Source organism: Rahnella sp. GSA61A (assembly GCF_019969905.1).
Classification (GTDB): Bacteria; Pseudomonadota; Gammaproteobacteria; order Enterobacterales; family Enterobacteriaceae; genus Rahnella; species Rahnella aceris.
The window spans coordinates 104,302-119,934 of record NZ_JAHXYO010000014.1 but is presented as its reverse complement, the minus strand read 5'-3'; the positions used below and the strand labels follow the sequence as shown (position 1 = coordinate 119,934).

General features: G+C 52.6%; 12 protein-coding genes. 7 read left to right on the top strand and 5 right to left on the bottom strand.

The genetic code is table 11. From position 1 onward, the window contains the following. The 5 genes from accC to msrP all read right to left on the bottom strand — a co-directional run bounded on the left by accC (nucleotide 1) and on the right by msrP (nucleotide 4,175). Nucleotides 1–1,350, bottom strand: a complete 1,350-nt coding sequence (gene accC / locus LC431_RS17780) for an acetyl-CoA carboxylase biotin carboxylase subunit (RefSeq protein ID WP_013577297.1) — start codon at nucleotides 1,348–1,350, stop codon at nucleotides 1–3. An 11-nt stretch (nucleotides 1,351–1,361) separates the two neighbouring features. Continuing rightward, nucleotides 1,362–1,826, bottom strand: a complete 465-nt coding sequence (gene accB, locus LC431_RS17775) for an acetyl-CoA carboxylase biotin carboxyl carrier protein (RefSeq protein WP_013577296.1) — start codon at nucleotides 1,824–1,826, stop codon at nucleotides 1,362–1,364. A 32-nt stretch (nucleotides 1,827–1,858) separates the two neighbouring features. Further along, nucleotides 1,859–2,311: a type II 3-dehydroquinate dehydratase gene (gene aroQ, locus LC431_RS17770; RefSeq protein ID WP_013577295.1), complete on the bottom strand. Its 453-nt coding sequence runs from the start codon at nucleotides 2,309–2,311 to the stop codon at nucleotides 1,859–1,861. Nucleotides 2,312–2,552: 241 nt separating this feature from the next. Then, nucleotides 2,553–3,155, bottom strand: coding sequence for a protein-methionine-sulfoxide reductase heme-binding subunit MsrQ (msrQ, locus tag LC431_RS17765; protein WP_217243759.1), 603 nt, complete (start codon nucleotides 3,153–3,155; stop codon nucleotides 2,553–2,555). Nucleotides 3,156–3,173: 18 nt separating this feature from the next. Beyond that, nucleotides 3,174–4,175 (bottom strand): protein-methionine-sulfoxide reductase catalytic subunit MsrP, encoded by a 1,002-nt coding sequence (gene msrP / locus LC431_RS17760; protein ID WP_121019659.1) that lies wholly within the window; start codon nucleotides 4,173–4,175, stop codon nucleotides 3,174–3,176. Between the two features lie 316 nt (nucleotides 4,176–4,491). Between msrP and csrD the strand changes: the two genes are divergently transcribed. The 7 genes from csrD to yhdP all read left to right on the top strand — a co-directional run bounded on the left by csrD (nucleotide 4,492) and on the right by yhdP (nucleotide 15,559). Beyond that, nucleotides 4,492–6,426 (top strand): RNase E specificity factor CsrD, encoded by a 1,935-nt coding sequence (gene csrD, locus LC431_RS17755; protein WP_112151056.1) that lies wholly within the window; start codon nucleotides 4,492–4,494, stop codon nucleotides 6,424–6,426. A gap of 355 nt (nucleotides 6,427–6,781) precedes the next feature. Then, nucleotides 6,782–7,825, top strand: a complete 1,044-nt coding sequence (mreB, locus tag LC431_RS17750) for a rod shape-determining protein MreB (RefSeq protein WP_013577291.1) — start codon at nucleotides 6,782–6,784, stop codon at nucleotides 7,823–7,825. A 255-nt stretch (nucleotides 7,826–8,080) separates the two neighbouring features. After that, nucleotides 8,081–9,088 carry a rod shape-determining protein MreC gene (mreC, locus tag LC431_RS17745; RefSeq protein ID WP_013577290.1) on the top strand — a complete coding sequence of 336 codons (1,008 nt, stop codon included), beginning with the start codon at nucleotides 8,081–8,083 and terminating at the stop codon, nucleotides 9,086–9,088. After that, the gene (gene mreD / locus LC431_RS17740; RefSeq protein ID WP_013577289.1) at nucleotides 9,085–9,573 is read left to right on the top strand and encodes a rod shape-determining protein MreD; all 489 of its coding nucleotides are present in this window, start codon (nucleotides 9,085–9,087) and stop codon (nucleotides 9,571–9,573) included. The genes mreC and mreD overlap by 4 nt, the downstream gene beginning before the upstream one ends. Nucleotides 9,574–9,580: 7 nt before the next feature. Beyond that, nucleotides 9,581–10,174 (top strand): nucleoside triphosphate pyrophosphatase, encoded by a 594-nt coding sequence (locus tag LC431_RS17735; protein ID WP_013577288.1) that lies wholly within the window; start codon nucleotides 9,581–9,583, stop codon nucleotides 10,172–10,174. Beyond that, nucleotides 10,164–11,633, top strand: a complete 1,470-nt coding sequence (gene rng, locus LC431_RS17730) for a ribonuclease G (protein ID WP_013577287.1) — start codon at nucleotides 10,164–10,166, stop codon at nucleotides 11,631–11,633. Before LC431_RS17735 ends, rng begins: the two co-directional genes overlap by 11 nt. Nucleotides 11,634–11,731: 98 nt before the next feature. Next, entirely contained in the window at nucleotides 11,732–15,559 is a 3,828-nt protein-coding gene (gene yhdP, locus LC431_RS17725) for an AsmA2 domain-containing protein YhdP (protein ID WP_112151055.1), read from the top strand. The last annotated feature ends 74 nt before the right edge of the window (nucleotides 15,560–15,633 follow it).

Sequence of the window (15,633 nt, the reverse complement as noted above, 5' to 3'; positions counted from 1 at the left end):
TTATTTTTCCTGCAAACCGAGTTTTTTCTCAAGATAGTGGATGTTAGTGCCACCATGCTGGAAATTCTCGTCGTCCATAATGCGCATTTGCAGTTCAATGTTGGTTTTGATGCCGTCGATGATCAGTTCTGCCAGCGCATTTTTCATGCGGGCAATGGCCACTTCACGGGTTTCACCGTAAGTGATCAGTTTACCGATCATGGAATCGTAGTACGGAGGCACTGTGTAGCCTGCGTAAATGTGCGATTCCCAACGAACACCGAAGCCGCCAGGGGCGTGGAAACGGGTGATTTTGCCTGGGCTTGGCAGGAAGGTGTTAGGGTCTTCCGCGTTAATGCGGCATTCCACCGCATGGCCTTTGACTTTCACTTCGCTTTGTTTGATCGACAGTGGCTGGCCGGACGCAATGCGCAGCTGCTCTTTGATCAAATCCACACCGGTGATCATCTCGGTAACCGGATGCTCAACCTGGATACGGGTGTTCATTTCGATGAAGAAGAACTCGCCGTTTTCATACAGGAACTCGAAAGTACCTGCGCCACGGTAGCCAATATCCACACAGGCTTTGGCACAACGTTCGCCGATGAAACGACGAAGATCTTCCGTGATGCCCGGTGCTGGCGCTTCTTCAACGACTTTCTGGTGACGACGCTGCATGGAGCAGTCACGTTCAGCCAGATAAACGGCGTTGCCCTGACCATCAGCCAGTACCTGAATTTCCACGTGACGTGGATTTTCCAGGTATTTTTCCATGTAAACCATGTCGTTGTTGAAAGCTGCTTTAGCTTCCGCACGGGTCATGTTGATGGACTGTTCGAGGTCTTTGTCGCCGCGTACAACACGCATACCACGACCGCCGCCGCCGCCAGAAGCTTTGATGATGACCGGATAGCCGATACGTTTTGCGAAGGCACGGTTTTGATCCATGTCATCGCCCAGCGGGCCGTCAGAGCCAGGTACACAAGGTACGCCAGCCGCTTTCATCGCCTGGATCGCAGAAACTTTGTCACCCATCAGGCGGATAGTTTCAGCTTTCGGGCCGATGAAGATAAAACCAGAACGCTCAACCTGCTCTGCAAAATCGGCATTCTCGGACAGGAAACCGTAGCCCGGGTGGATAGCCACCGCACCAGTGATTTCCGCCGCAGCGATGATGGCAGGGATGTTCAGATAGCTTTTTACTGAAGGTGCAGGACCGATACAGACGGTTTCGTCTGCCAGCAGCACGTGTTTCAGGTCACGGTCAGCGGTAGAGTGCACAGCAACGGTTTTGATGCCCATTTCTTTACAGGCACGCAAAATACGCAGAGCAATCTCGCCGCGGTTCGCGATAACAATTTTATCTACCATGGTACGCCTCGTTATTCGATGACGACCAGCGGCTCGTCGAATTCAACCGGTTGGCCGCTTTCTACCAGAATTGCTTTAACAACACCGGATTTGTCTGCTTCGATTTGGTTCATCATTTTCATCGCTTCAACGATACACAGGGTATCACCGGCGTTCACTTTCTGACCCACTTCGATGAAGGCTTTAGCGTCCGGGCTTGGCGTACGGTAGAAGGTGCCTACCATCGGTGAGCGAACGATATGGCCACTGATTGCAGCCGGAGCTGCTTCTGCAGGCGCAGCTGCTGGCGCAACCGCAGCAGCCAGACCTGGCTGTTGTTGTACAGGCATAGCGTAAGCCTGTTGCATCATAGGATAAGCCTGCGCAGGTGCAGCACGGCTGATACGTACTGATTCTTCGCCTTCAGAAATTTCCAGTTCAGAAATGCCTGATTCTTCAACCAGTTCGATCAGTTTTTTAATTTTACGAATATCCATGGGTGTGATTCCGTACTCTTTTTGCGTAGAAATTAGTGGGTTTTTGACAAGCGGTTAACCGCTGCCTGTAATGCAAAGTGGTAGCCATCTGCGCCAAGTCCGCAAATAACGCCCACTGCGATGTCGGAAAGATAGGAATGGTGCCGGAACGCTTCGCGGGCATGTACATTCGACAGATGGATCTCGATAAACGGAATCGACACCCCCAGTAATGCATCGCGCAGCGCCACGCTGGTATGGGTAAAGGCCGCGGGATTGATCAGGATGAAATCGACATTTCCGCGTGCCTGATGAATACGTTCAATCAGGACATGTTCTGCATTGGATTGCAGATGGCTCAGTGCTACATCAGCAGCAGCAGCCTGCACTTCCAAACCCTTAACAATATCGTTGAGCGTGGTGTGTCCGTACGTTTCAGGCTCACGGGTGCCTAACAAATTCAGGTTAGGACCGTTCAGTAGCAAAATGTCAAACTTATGCGCCATTGTGAGCCTATCTCCGGCAATTAGACAAAGATTGTAGAAAATACCCTGATGTCACCGGTTTGTCACCTATTTCGCGGCAAATCGGCCCGTCTCTTCGGCATGAGGTCGGGCATTATAATGATATCGTGGCAATTCGCAGCTAAATACTGGTCTTATCAGCGAAGATAATCAACCCTCGGCCGGTCAACGTGGGTGCAATTGTCGAAATTATGAGGGGCAACCGGGCCAAAAGTTCCACGGCTTATCGCAGCCACTGGCGGAATTTTTTATAACGAAATGCCAGCAAGATGACGGCAAGTATTGCGTAAATCACCGGTTGTGGCGACAGCACTTTTACCGACCAAAGGTAGTGGATCGGCGCAAGTATGGCGATGAGATAAATGAAGTTGTGCAACTTTTGCCAGGTTGATCCCATTTTGCGTTGTGCCCACACGGTGGAGGTGCAGGCCAGTGCCAGCAGCAGGATCCAGCAGATGATACCGAGGGTGAGATACGGGCGCGATATCAGTTCACTTCCCAGCAGGCGGATATTGTTGATCCCAAGCTCCAGGAATGAATAGCTGAGAAAATGCAAGGTTCCCCACGCAAAACACCACAACCCCAGCAAACGGCGCGTGCGGATCAGTAATGGCTGTTTGCCATAGCGTGCGACGGGCGTGACCAGTAATGTCACCAGCAAAAATTTCAGAGTCATCCTACCGGTAAAATGCTGAATATCTTTGGCGGGATCGGCGCTGAACCCGCCCTGATTAATCGAAAGCACAATCCAGAAAAAAGGCAAAATGGCGCAAAGATAGATGATCACTTTCAACCCGGTAATATTGGCAGGGCTTAAACGACGCATAACTGAACCGCCTCTTCCTTAATAGAACTTACGTAAATCCATACCGTGATACATCGATGCTACCTGCCCGGCATAACCATTGAACAGCAATGTCGGCTGGCGTTGCACGTCGAGTAAGCCGCCGGAACCGATAAACCGTTCCGTTGCCTGCGACCAGCGCGGGTGATCCACATGCGGGTTCACGTTGGCGTAAAACCCGTATTCGTTGGAGGCAATCTGGTTCCAGGTTGTCGGCGGCTCATCTTGAGTAAATTTGATGTTCACGATGGATTTGATGCCTTTGAAACCGTACTTCCACGGAATGGTCAGGCGGATAGGCGCGCCGTTTTGCGGCGGAAGTGCTTTGCCATAAACGCCGACCGTCATCATCGCCAGCGGGTTCATCGCTTCATCTATACGCAATCCTTCAACGTACGGGTAATTCAGTCCACCGCCGATAAACCGGTCTTTCTGCCCCGGCATATGTTCCGGGTCATATAAGGTAGTAAACGCGACATAACGCGCTTTGCTGGTCGGTTCGGCAAGTTTGAGAATCGCACTCAGCTGAAAACCGATCCACGGCACCACCATCGACCAGGCTTCGACGCAACGCATCCGGTAAATACGTTGCTCAAGCGGGAAGCGCTTCATGATGTCATCCATATCCAGCGTCATCGGTTTAGCAACTTCGCCTTCTATTGTTAATTTCCACGGCGAGGTAACCAGTTGCCCGGCGTTGGCGGCCGGATCAGCTTTATCCAGCCCGAATTCATAGAAATTGTTGTAGCCGGAAACTTTGTCCTCGGGGGTCAGTGTCAGGTCATTTTGATAAGCAGCGGGTTTGGTGAAATCCAGCGGTTTACCGGCGGGCGCGGCAGGGCGGTCATGGCCTTTGAACCAGGAAAGGATATCTGCGCGTGCATTTTGGGGAACAGCGAGTGCCGCGGCACTGATCCCCAGTGCCTGTAAAACTTTGCGCCGGTCATAAAAAATACTTTCGGGTGTGACGTCTGCTTCGGTTAGTTTGCGGGGTTTGAACATAGCCTTCTCCGGCATTCTCATTTTCGTGATTCATTTTTATGGTTATAAACAAAGCATGGCGTGAAACCGGACGCTTTGCGAGATATCACGCTAAAAAAGCGCATTTTGCCGCAGGCATTGAGGAGGCGTTTACCATTTATATAAGAATTACGAATTGATTGGTTTTTGTATTGCTATGCTATGAATGTATGCGAATGACTCTTTCGAAAATTTCTCCTTTCATCGCATTTTTCTGTTTTATAGTAGCGGCGTTTTTTCGTGGCAAGCTCAGAGAAAGGGTTTGTTTCCCCCTCACCGTAGCGAGTAAGGCACAGGGATGCGATTTACTACCAGACTATCGGCACTGATGACGATGTTAGTTGCGCTGGCAATGTTACTGATGTTGCTTGGCGTCACTTTCAGCTTTATCTATCTGAACAAACAAGATACCGAACAACATCTTCAGGCACTTGCCACGACTTATGATCAGGCATTACTGACGCATCCCCCCGCAGATGCCCAACGCTGGATGCCTCAGGCTATGCGTATGCTTGATGTCACGGATATCGAAGTCAAACTTGATAACACCACCGTTTTTGAATACCACGAGCGTCCGGATGTACACCGCTCGTGGGACAGCGTGATGCCGGAATATGACACTGCCATTATCCCGCTGATGCACAACCACGCCATGTCGCTGCACATTTCCTATGTTGATCCTGTCAGCAGTTACATCCGCTCCCTGCGTTCTACGTTCACGATTGGGATCGCCATTCTGGTCATGCTCGCTATGCTGCTGCTCAGTTTTCGCTGGTTACGTCAGGAAACGGACGGTGTGGAAAAGCTGGAAGACCGCGCGGTCAGAATATTACGCGGTGAACGGGAAGGGCTGTCCGGTCATGTGGGCGAATGGCCGCATTCTGCCAGCAGTGCGATAGATCGTCTGCTAGGGGATCTGAATGAAGCACGTGAGCAGCGCAGCCGCGTGGATACCTTGATCCGTGCTTATGCTCAGCAGGACGCGCAAACCGGCCTCAGTAACCGCTTGTTCTTTGATAATCAGCTTGCGACGCAGCTGGAAGAAAAGGGTGCGCACGGTGTGCTGATGTTACTGCGCTTGCCGGATTTCGACACCATGCGCGAAACGCACGGTCAGGCAGTGGTCGAAGAACTGCGTTCGGCGATGGTGAATTTGTTATCGACGTTCGTGATGCGCCATGTTGATGCGCTGCTGGCACGTTATTTCCACAGTGATTTTGCCGTGCTGTTGCCACACCGCACCTTAAAGGAAGCGGAAGTGATGGCCTCACAATTAGTCAATGCGCTCGGCGTCCTGCCGACCTCGTCGCTAATTGACCGCGATGCGCTGATGTACATCGGTATCAGCGCCTACCGTTTCGGTCAGACGCCGGATCAGGTGATGGACATGGCCGAGCAGGCGACGCGACATGCGGCGTTTCAGGGCAGTAACAGCTGGTTTATCTATGATAAAAATGTGCCGGAAAAAGGTCGCGGCAGCGTGCGCTGGCGGACCCTGCTGGAAAATACGCTGGCGCGCGGCGGCCCGCGTCTTTATCAGAAGCCCGCTTTCACCCGGGACAACAAACCGGATCACCGTGAGGTGCAGCGGCGTGTCTTCGACGGCGAGCAGGAACTGCTGGCTGCGGAGTTTATCCCGCTGGTGGTTCAGTTCGGGTTGTCGCAAAGCTTTGACCGGGTCATGTTAAGTCAGATTATTCCGTTACTTAACCGTTGGCCGGATGAAACGTTAGCATTTCACCTGACGGTTGATTCATTATTGCAGCGCTCATTTGTTCGCTGGCTGCGCGATACCTTGCTGCAGTGCGAAAGAACACAACGAAATCGAATTTTGATTGAACTTGCTGAGGCGGATCTCTGTCAACATACCGACCGCCTGCGTCCTGCGATCAGATTGTTACAGGGTTTGGGCTGTCGTCTGGCCGTTTCGCAAGCCGGACTGACGGTGGTCAGCACCTCCTATCTGAAAACTTTCCCGGTGGAGAGAGTTAAGCTTCACCCGGGGTTAGTGCGTGATATTGATAAAAGGGTTGAAAATCAGCTCTTTGTACAAAGCTTACTCAGTGCATGCGAAGGGACTCAGGCGCTGGTATTTGCCTCTGGCGTGCGCACAAAAGAGGAGTGGGCTGTCCTGCTGAAAAGCGGGATCCACGGCGGGCAGGGCGATTTTTTTGCCGGTCCGGAGCCTGTTGAACCGGTCGGTAAAAAATATTCACACAACCGCGATGTTTAAGTGACCGTTAATGCATTATTTAACGTAGAATGAGCCAGCTTTTGACCTACGCCCTTGTCTGGTTTCCGGTGTTTGTACTCAGACCGCAGATGGATGGAAGATGTTGGTAAAAGTGTAAGAATTTATGTGTGGTGTTGCTACTTCGCCTGGGTGCCTGCCCGAGGTAAACCGAGCCTGCGAGACAGAATTATTTCGCAGTGCCATCAGCCTCAAAAAGTCACCGCAAGTGAATGGCGACATCGCGGACAATTTTCACGGAAGCAGGACGTTTTTGCGCCTTGTCGCTGCTTCGCGTGGTTGGTAAAGTAGGCGGATTTTATTTTCCGCCCCCAGCTAGCAGGATTATCCCTTCGTTATGTTTAAGAAATTTCGTGGCATGTTTTCCAACGACTTGTCCATCGACCTGGGTACCGCCAATACCCTCATTTATGTAAAAGGACAAGGCATCGTGCTGAATGAGCCATCAGTTGTGGCTATTCGTCAGGATCGTGCTGGTTCACCTAAAAGCGTTGCTGCTGTTGGTCACGACGCGAAACAGATGCTGGGTCGTACTCCTGGCAATATTGCCGCTATTCGTCCAATGAAAGACGGCGTTATCGCTGACTTTTTCGTGACTGAGAAAATGCTGCAACACTTCATCAAGCAAGTTCACAGCAACAGCTTCATGCGCCCAAGCCCGCGTGTACTGGTGTGTGTGCCAGTCGGCGCAACTCAGGTTGAACGCCGTGCTATCCGTGAATCTGCACAAGGTGCAGGCGCGCGTGAAGTGTTCCTGATTGAAGAACCGATGGCTGCGGCAATCGGTGCAGGCCTGCCGGTATCCGAAGCGACCGGTTCAATGGTGGTGGATATCGGTGGTGGTACCACAGAAGTTGCCGTGATCTCCCTGAACGGCGTGGTGTATTCCTCTTCTGTACGTATCGGTGGCGATCGTTTCGACGAAGCTATCATTAATTACGTACGCCGTAATTATGGTTCACTGATCGGTGAAGCAACGGCTGAGCGTATCAAGCACAGCATCGGTTCTGCCTATCCGGGTGATGAAGTTCACGAAATCGAAGTGCGCGGTCGTAACCTGGCTGAAGGTGTTCCACGTGGCTTCACGCTGAACTCCAACGAAATTCTCGAAGCATTGCAAGAGCCGCTAACCGGTATCGTCAGCGCGGTGATGGTTGCACTGGAACAGTGTCCGCCAGAACTGGCTTCCGACATCTCCGAGCGCGGCATGGTGCTGACCGGCGGTGGCGCATTACTGCGTAACCTTGATCGCCTGCTGATGGAAGAAACGGGTATTCCTGTTGTTGTCGCAGAAGATCCACTGACCTGCGTCGCCCGTGGCGGTGGTAAAGCATTAGAAATGATCGACATGCACGGCGGCGACTTATTCAGCGAAGAGTAATCTCAGCGAAGACTTGCTGATTCAAACAAGTCTTGTTGCAAGCAAGAATAGTCTGCCCGGGAAGGTGGTTGTCCGTCAGGTAAAACCTGCAACGCGAAGTGTGCAGTGTTCAATGTGGATCCGTGCAAACACTGGCTGAGCGATAAAGCTCTGCCAGTGTTTTGGCTATCCCATGAGATTGCCGCCGTTTCTGTCAGGTGAGGTCTTTACTTCGACTGGCTGAAACTTTCTGTTGCCGAGGAACTCGCATATTTTATGAAGCCAATTTTTAGCAGGGGACCTTCCCTGCAACTGCGACTTTTTTTGGCTATTCTCACGGCCATTGTCCTGATTGTTGCCGACAGTAAAATAGGTACGTTTGTTAAAATCCGCACCTATATGGATACTGCCGTCAGTCCCTTCTATTTTTTGTCCAATGCCCCGCGTGAATTCTTAGATCAGGTCTCTTCTACGTTTGCCACCCGTGGCCAGCTGGAACTTGAAAACCGCGCTTTGCGTCAGGAATTGTTGCTGAAAAACAGTGACCTGATGCTGCTTGGCCAATACAAACAAGAAAATGCTCGCTTGCGCGAGCTGCTGGGATCACCGTTGCGTCAGGACGAGCACAAAATGGTGACGCAGGTTCTCTCCACCAGCAATGATCCTTACAGCGATCAGATCGTCATCGACAAAGGCAGCAACAACGGTGTGTATATCGGGCAACCCGTCATCAGCGATAAAGGCGTTGTTGGCCAGGTCATCGCTGTTGCCGCGCTGACCAGCCGTGTGCTGCTGATTTGTGATGCTTCACATGCGTTGCCGATTCAGGTGCTGCGTAATGACATCCGCGTTATCGCTGCCGGTAGCGGCTGTGCTGATGACTTACAACTTGAACACTTACCAAGCAACACCGATATTCGTGTCGGTGATGTGCTGGTCACCTCAGGTCTGGGTGGACGTTTCCCTGAAGGGTATCCGGTCGGCGTTGTATCTTCGGTTAAAGTTGATAATCAGCGTGCGTATACCGTCATTCAGGCGCGTCCGACCGCCGGTCTGCAACGTCTGCGTTACCTGCTGTTACTATGGGGCTCTGACCGTAATGGCGAGCATCCTTTACCGCCGGATGAAGTTCATCGCGTGGCCAATGAACGCCTGATGCAAATGATGCCGCAAGTGTTGCCACCTCCGGGAGATATGGGGCCGCCAGCTCCTGTTCCTCCACCGGCAACGGGTACGGTAACGACACCGGTTAGCACGCCTGCTGTGCAGGGAGCGACGCAATGAACAGCTACCGGAGCCACGGACGCTGGATTATTTGGCTATCCTTCTTAATAGCCATGTTATTGCAGGTGATGCCGTGGCCTGAACAGATTTATATGTTCAGGCCGTCATGGCTGATGCTGATCCTGATTTACTGGGTGATGGCATTACCGCATCGCGTCAACGTGGGTACCGGTTTTGTTGTCGGGTTTATTATGGATCTGATCCTGGGATCGACCCTGGGTATTCGCGCGCTGGCTTTTGCCATTACCGCCTACCTGGTCGCGTTCAAATTCCAGTTATTCCGTAACCTGGCTCTGTGGCAACAAGCGCTGATTGTTATGGTGCTTTCGCTGGCTGTGGACGTCATGGTGTTCTGGGGAGAATTCCTGGTAGTCAATGTGTCGTTCCGGCCTGAAGTTTTCTGGAGCAGTGTGGTCGACGGTGTGCTGTGGCCATGGCTGTTCCTGCTGATGCGTAAAATTCGTCGTCAGTTTGCTGTGCAATGAGGATGTTATGACCGCACTTTATCTGGCTTCCGGGTCACCACGTCGCCGTGAATTACTGGCCTTGCTGGAACTGCCTTTTGAGCGTCTGGTGACTGAGGTTGCAGAAGAGCGTCAGCCTGACGAAGCCCCGCAAGATTATGTTTTACGGCTGGCGAAAGATAAAGCACAGGCCGGTGTGACGGTCGCGGCAGAGGATTTGCCGGTGCTTGGCGCAGATACGATTGTAGTCCTCGACGGTAAAGTGTTGGAAAAGCCACGTGACGAAGCGCAAGCCGCTGTTATGCTTAAGGCATTGTCTGGCAGACAGCATCAGGTGATGACCGCCATTGCGTTTGCCGACAGGCAGGAATGCCTCAATACGTTGGTTGTGACCGATGTCACTTTCCGTTCACTATCCTCCGACGATATTGCACATTATATTCTGAGCGGTGAGCCCATGGATAAAGCGGGCGCTTATGGTATTCAGGGAAAGGGCGGTTGTTTCGTCCGTGAAATTCGCGGCAGTTACTATGCAGTTGTGGGCCTTCCTCTGGTGGAAACTCAGGAACTGCTCAATGAATTTTCTGCCTTACGCGAGCTTAGGAGAAAACATGACAGCTGAATTACTGGTCAATGTCACCCCGTCTGAAACCCGCGTGGCTTACATTGACGGTGGCATTCTGCAGGAGATCCATATTGAGCGCGAGACCAAGCGCGGGATTGCCGGCAATATTTATAAAGGGCGTATCAGCCGTGTTCTGCCGGGTATGCAGGCAGCATTTGTCGATATCGGCCTTGAAAAAGCCGCATTTTTACATGCTTCAGACATCATGCCGCACACCGAATGTGTGGCGCGTGACGAGCAGAAAAATTTCCACGTGCGTGACATCGCAGAACTGGTGCATCAGGGCCAGGATCTGATGGTGCAGGTGGTGAAAGATCCGCTGGGCACCAAAGGTGCGCGTCTGACGACTGACATTACCTTGCCTTCCCGCTATCTGGTGTTCATGCCTGGTGCGTCACACGTTGGCGTGTCGCAGCGTATTGAAAGCGAAGCCGAGCGTGATCGCCTCAAACGTATCGTCTCAGAATATTGTGATGAGCACGGCGGCTATATTATTCGTACCGCAGCCGAAGGCGTGGGTGAAGAAGAACTCAAACAAGATGCGGCCTACCTGAAACGCTTGTGGACCAAGGTGATGGAGCGCAAGCGTCGCAACAAAACCAAATGCAAGCTGTATGGTGAGCTGGCACTGGCGCACCGTGTGCTGCGTGATTTTGCCGGTGAAGCACTGGACCGCATCCGCGTTGACTCCCGCCTGACGTATGAATTGCTGGTCGAATTCACCAGCGAATACATGCCTGAAATGACCAGCAAGCTGGAGCATTACAGCGGCAAGCAGCCTATTTTCGATCTATTCGATGTGGAGAACGAAATCCAGCGTGCGCTCGAGCGCAAGGTGGAACTCAAGTCCGGCGGCTATCTGATTATCGATCAGACCGAAGCCATGACCACCGTGGATATTAATACCGGTGCGTTTGTCGGCCATCGTAATCTGGAAGACACGATATTTAACACTAACACCGAAGCGACGCAGGCCATTGCCCGTCAGCTACGGCTGCGCAATCTCGGCGGCATTATCATTATCGACTTCATTGATATGTCGAATGAAGATCACCGCCGTCGCGTGCTGCACAGCCTCGAGCAGGCGCTGTCGAAAGACCGCGTGAAAACCGGTATTCACGGTTTCTCCGCCCTTGGTTTGGTGGAGATGACCCGCAAACGTACCCGCGAAAGCGTCGAACATGTGCTGTGCAGCGATTGTCCGACCTGTCATGCACGCGGCACGGTGAAAACCGTTGAAACCGTCTGCTATGAAATTCTGCGTGAAATTGTGCGTGTGCATCATGCCTACGATTCTGACCGTTTCCTGGTTTACGCATCTGCCGCAGTAGGGGAAGCGCTCAAGGGAGAAGAATCCCATGCACTGGCCGAAGTAGAAATCTTCGTCGGCAAGCAGGTGAAAGTGCAGATCGAGCCGCTCTACAGTCAGGAACAGTTTGACGTCGTCATGATGTGATCCGATGGCTATTCGTCTGAAGCATCAAGAAGTTAAAGGTTTCCATTGCCGTCTGTGCGGGTGAAAACCAGCATGGAATGGAAAACAAGGAGAGAAGTTTGAGGCGACTGCCCGGTATTTTATTAACCACCAGCGCAACCCTTGTCGTGATAGTGGCTTTGGTGATCAGTGGCTTGCGTCTGGCATTGCCTCAGTTGACCCGCTTCCAGGATCAACTGGTCGGGAAAGTCGAGGCGGTCACGGGCGTACCGATCGAGTTATCGCAAGTCAGCGCCAGCTGGAAAACCTTTGGCCCGATCATGGAGATCCGAGGCCTACAGGTGACATTACCGGACTCAAAGTGGCAGGTTCAGCGCATTACCCTGGCGCTGGACGTCTGGCAATCCTTGCTGCATTTCCGCTGGCAGTTCCGCGACCTTACTTTTTACAATTTGCAGCTGGATTTAAACAGCACGCTGGGTGGCGAAAGCAATAAAGGCAACGGCATCCAGCCAAACCGCGTCAGTGATATTTTCCTCAGACAGGTCGACCATTTCGATCTGCGCAACAGCCGCATTTCCTTCCTGACGCCTTCCGGTCCACGGGCGGAATTCGACATTCCTCAGATGACCTGGCTGAACAGCCACAACCGCCATCGCGCCGAAGGGCAGCTTAGCCTGTCGAGTTTTAACGGGCAGCACGGCATTGTGCAGTTGCGTATGGATCTGAACGACACCAATGGTTTGCTCAATAACGGGAAAATTTATCTTCAGGCCGATGATATCGACATGAAACCGTGGTTCAGCCGGTGGTTGCGCAATAATACCGGTCTGGAAAGTGCTAACTTCAGCCTTGCGGCGTGGCTGACGGTGCGTAGTGGCGATATTTATGCCGCTGACGCATTGCTGAAAAATGGCTCTGCCACCTGGAAAAATGGCACTGAGGAACACCAGCTCGATGTCGATAATCTGACATTACACGGTAACCGTCAGGGTAATGGCTGGCAGGTTGGCACGAAGCAGCTGAATCTGAAAACCGATGGTGTGGCGTGGCCGAAAGGCCGCCTTGAAGTACTTTATCTGCCGGAAAATAACCAGTTCCTCGGGCCCTCGCAGGGTGAAGAGCTGCGCATCCGTGGCACCAATCTGCAACTGGAACGTTTAGGCCCGGTGATCCCGACTTTCTCATTCCTGACTCCGGCTTTACTGGAGCGCTGGCAGGATTTAAAACCCGCCGGTAACGTTGATCGGCTCGCGCTGGATATCCCGCTAAAGCAGCCTGATCAGACCCGTTTTGATGTGAACTGGCGCGATGTCAGCTGGCAGCGCTGGAAACTGCTGCCGGGTGTCAATCATTTCAGTGGTGGCCTGAAAGGTAGCGTGGCGGGCGGGCAGATGACGGTGAAATTACAAGACAGCCTGCTGCCGTACGGCGAAATGTTCCGCGCACCTCTGGATATCAGTGCGGCGACCGGTACCTTTAACTGGAAGAACGGCAAAGATGGCTGGTCATTGTCGGGTAAAGACGTAGATGTCAAAGCCAACGCGCTGTGGGCGAAGGGCGATTTCCGCTACAACCAGCCTGTCAAAGGTGACCCGTGGCTGAATATCCTGGCCGGTATTCGCCTGTATGACGCCGGTCAGGCCTGGCGCTATTTCCCTGAACCGCTGATGGGCAAACATCTGGTAAATTATCTCAGTGGTGCCATAAAGGCCGGTCAGGTGGATAACGCCACCCTGACCTTCAACGGCAATCCACATCATTTCCCGTTCAAAAAGAACGAAGGGCAGTTTGAAGTGTGGGTTCCGCTACGCCACTCGACCTTTGAGTTCCAGCCAGGTTGGCCAGCGCTGACTGATCTGGATATCGATCTCGATTTCCTTAATGACGGCCTGTTTATGAAAGCCGCGCACACCAAACTGGGCAATGTGGACGGTAACAATGTCGTTGCCAATATTCCTGACTACCTGAAAGAAAAACTGTTTATTGATGCGGACCTGCGCGGGCAGGGGAAAGATATCGGCGATTATTTCATGGATACGCCGTTGCATGACTCGCTGGGCTCCGCGCTACAGGAATTGCAGATTGGCGGCGAAGTGAATGGTCGCTTACATCTGGATATTCCGCTTGATGGCGAACTTGTGCGTGCATCCGGTGGCGTCACGCTCAATAACAACAGTCTGTTTATTAAACCGCTGAACAGCAAAATCAGTCAGCTCAGTGGCCAGTTCAGTTATGACAATGGCAACCTGCAAAGTAACCGGCTTACCGGTAACTGGTTCGGGCAACCGGTCAACGTGATGTTCAGCACGCAGGAACTGCCGGATGATTTCAAGGTTCAGGTCGGGCTGGATGCCAACTGGCAACTGTCTAAAATCCCCGGCTTGCCAGCGGCAGCCGCCAGTAAAATTTCGGGTGGTACACCGTGGAAAGGCGACGTCAATATTACGCTGCCGCACAAAGGCACCCCGACCTATACCGTCGATGTAAACGCCGATCTGAAAGATGTGAGCAGTCACTTACCCGAACCGTTGAGCAAGAAAGCCGGTCATCCGCTGCCGCTGGTGGTGAATGTCAAAGGCGACCTGCACAGTTTTAATCTGCAAGGTGTGCTGGCGGGCAAAGATCATTTCAACAGCCGCTGGCTGCTGGGTAAACAACTGAAACTCGATCGCGCATCGTGGCAGGCAAACAGCAAAAAAACGCCTCCATTGCCGGATGACAGCAGTCTGACGCTCCATCTGCCCGCACTTGATGGTGAAAGCTGGCTGGGTTTGCTGTCACCGGATAAAGCGACGCAGGACACTACTACTAAACTGGCCGGTTTCAGCTTCCCGCACCAGATTATCCTGACAACGCCTGCGCTGACACTGGGCGGACAGGTCTGGAATGACCTGACCCTCACCTCGGTACAAGGGCATCAGGGCATGGAGGTCACTGCCAAAGGTAAGGAAATCGATGGCAGGCTGAACATGAATGACAACGGTCCGTGGCTGGCTAATCTGAAATACGTCTATTTCAATCCGCAATGGACGGTCGCGGATGTGGCCAGCAGCGGTCAGCCGGGAGGTAATCCGTTTGCTACTGAAAAAATTTCGTTTGCCAGCTGGCCGGCATTGCAACTGCGTTGTGAAGCCTGCTGGTTCCTCGGCCAGAACTTCCGCAAAGTGAATGCTGACCTGACACCGCAAGGCGATCAGCTGATGCTGCGTAACGGTCTGATAGATACCGGCGTGGCACGTCTCGACGTGCAGGGCGACTGGAGGCAGAACGGGCAGGGCGAAAACACCGGCCTGAAAGGCAAGCTGACCGGTAAGAATATTGAGCAGGCCATGTCATTCTTTGGCGTGACTACACCACTGAAAGGCGCGCCGTTTGACGTTAACTTTGATTTGCACTGGAAATCCGTGCCGTGGAAGCCAGATATCAGCACACTGAACGGCACCCTGAAAAACACGCTGGGCAAAGGCGAAATTGCGGATGTCGGCACGGGCCGCGCCGGACAATTGCTGCGACTGGTCAGCTTCGATGCGCTGCTGCGCAAACTGCGTCTTGATTTCAGCGATACCTTTGGCCAGGGCTTCTATTTTGACTCCATCAAATCCACGGCCTGGATTAAAGACGGCGTACTTCATACCGACGATCTGCTGGTTGACGGGCTGGAAGCAGATATCGCCATCACCGGGAAGGTCAATTTCGTGAATCAGCAATTGGATCTCGAAGCGGTCATTGCGCCGGAAATTTCCGCCACAGTAGGTGTGGCGACGGCGTTCGTCATCAACCCGGTAGTCGGCGTTGCAGTCTTCGCTGCCAGTAAAGTGCTGGCCCCGCTGTGGAATAAAATCTCGCTTATCCGCTATCAGATTGACGGCACTATCGCAGAACCCCGTATCAACGAAATTCTGCGTAAACCGGTTGAACATCCAAAAGCCGCCGCCGCACAGTAACGCCACCGTGAAGGTGGCAGGAAACCTCGTTCATGCTGTGTTAGGCTGTTAATAACCTTGTAACAATGGATTGT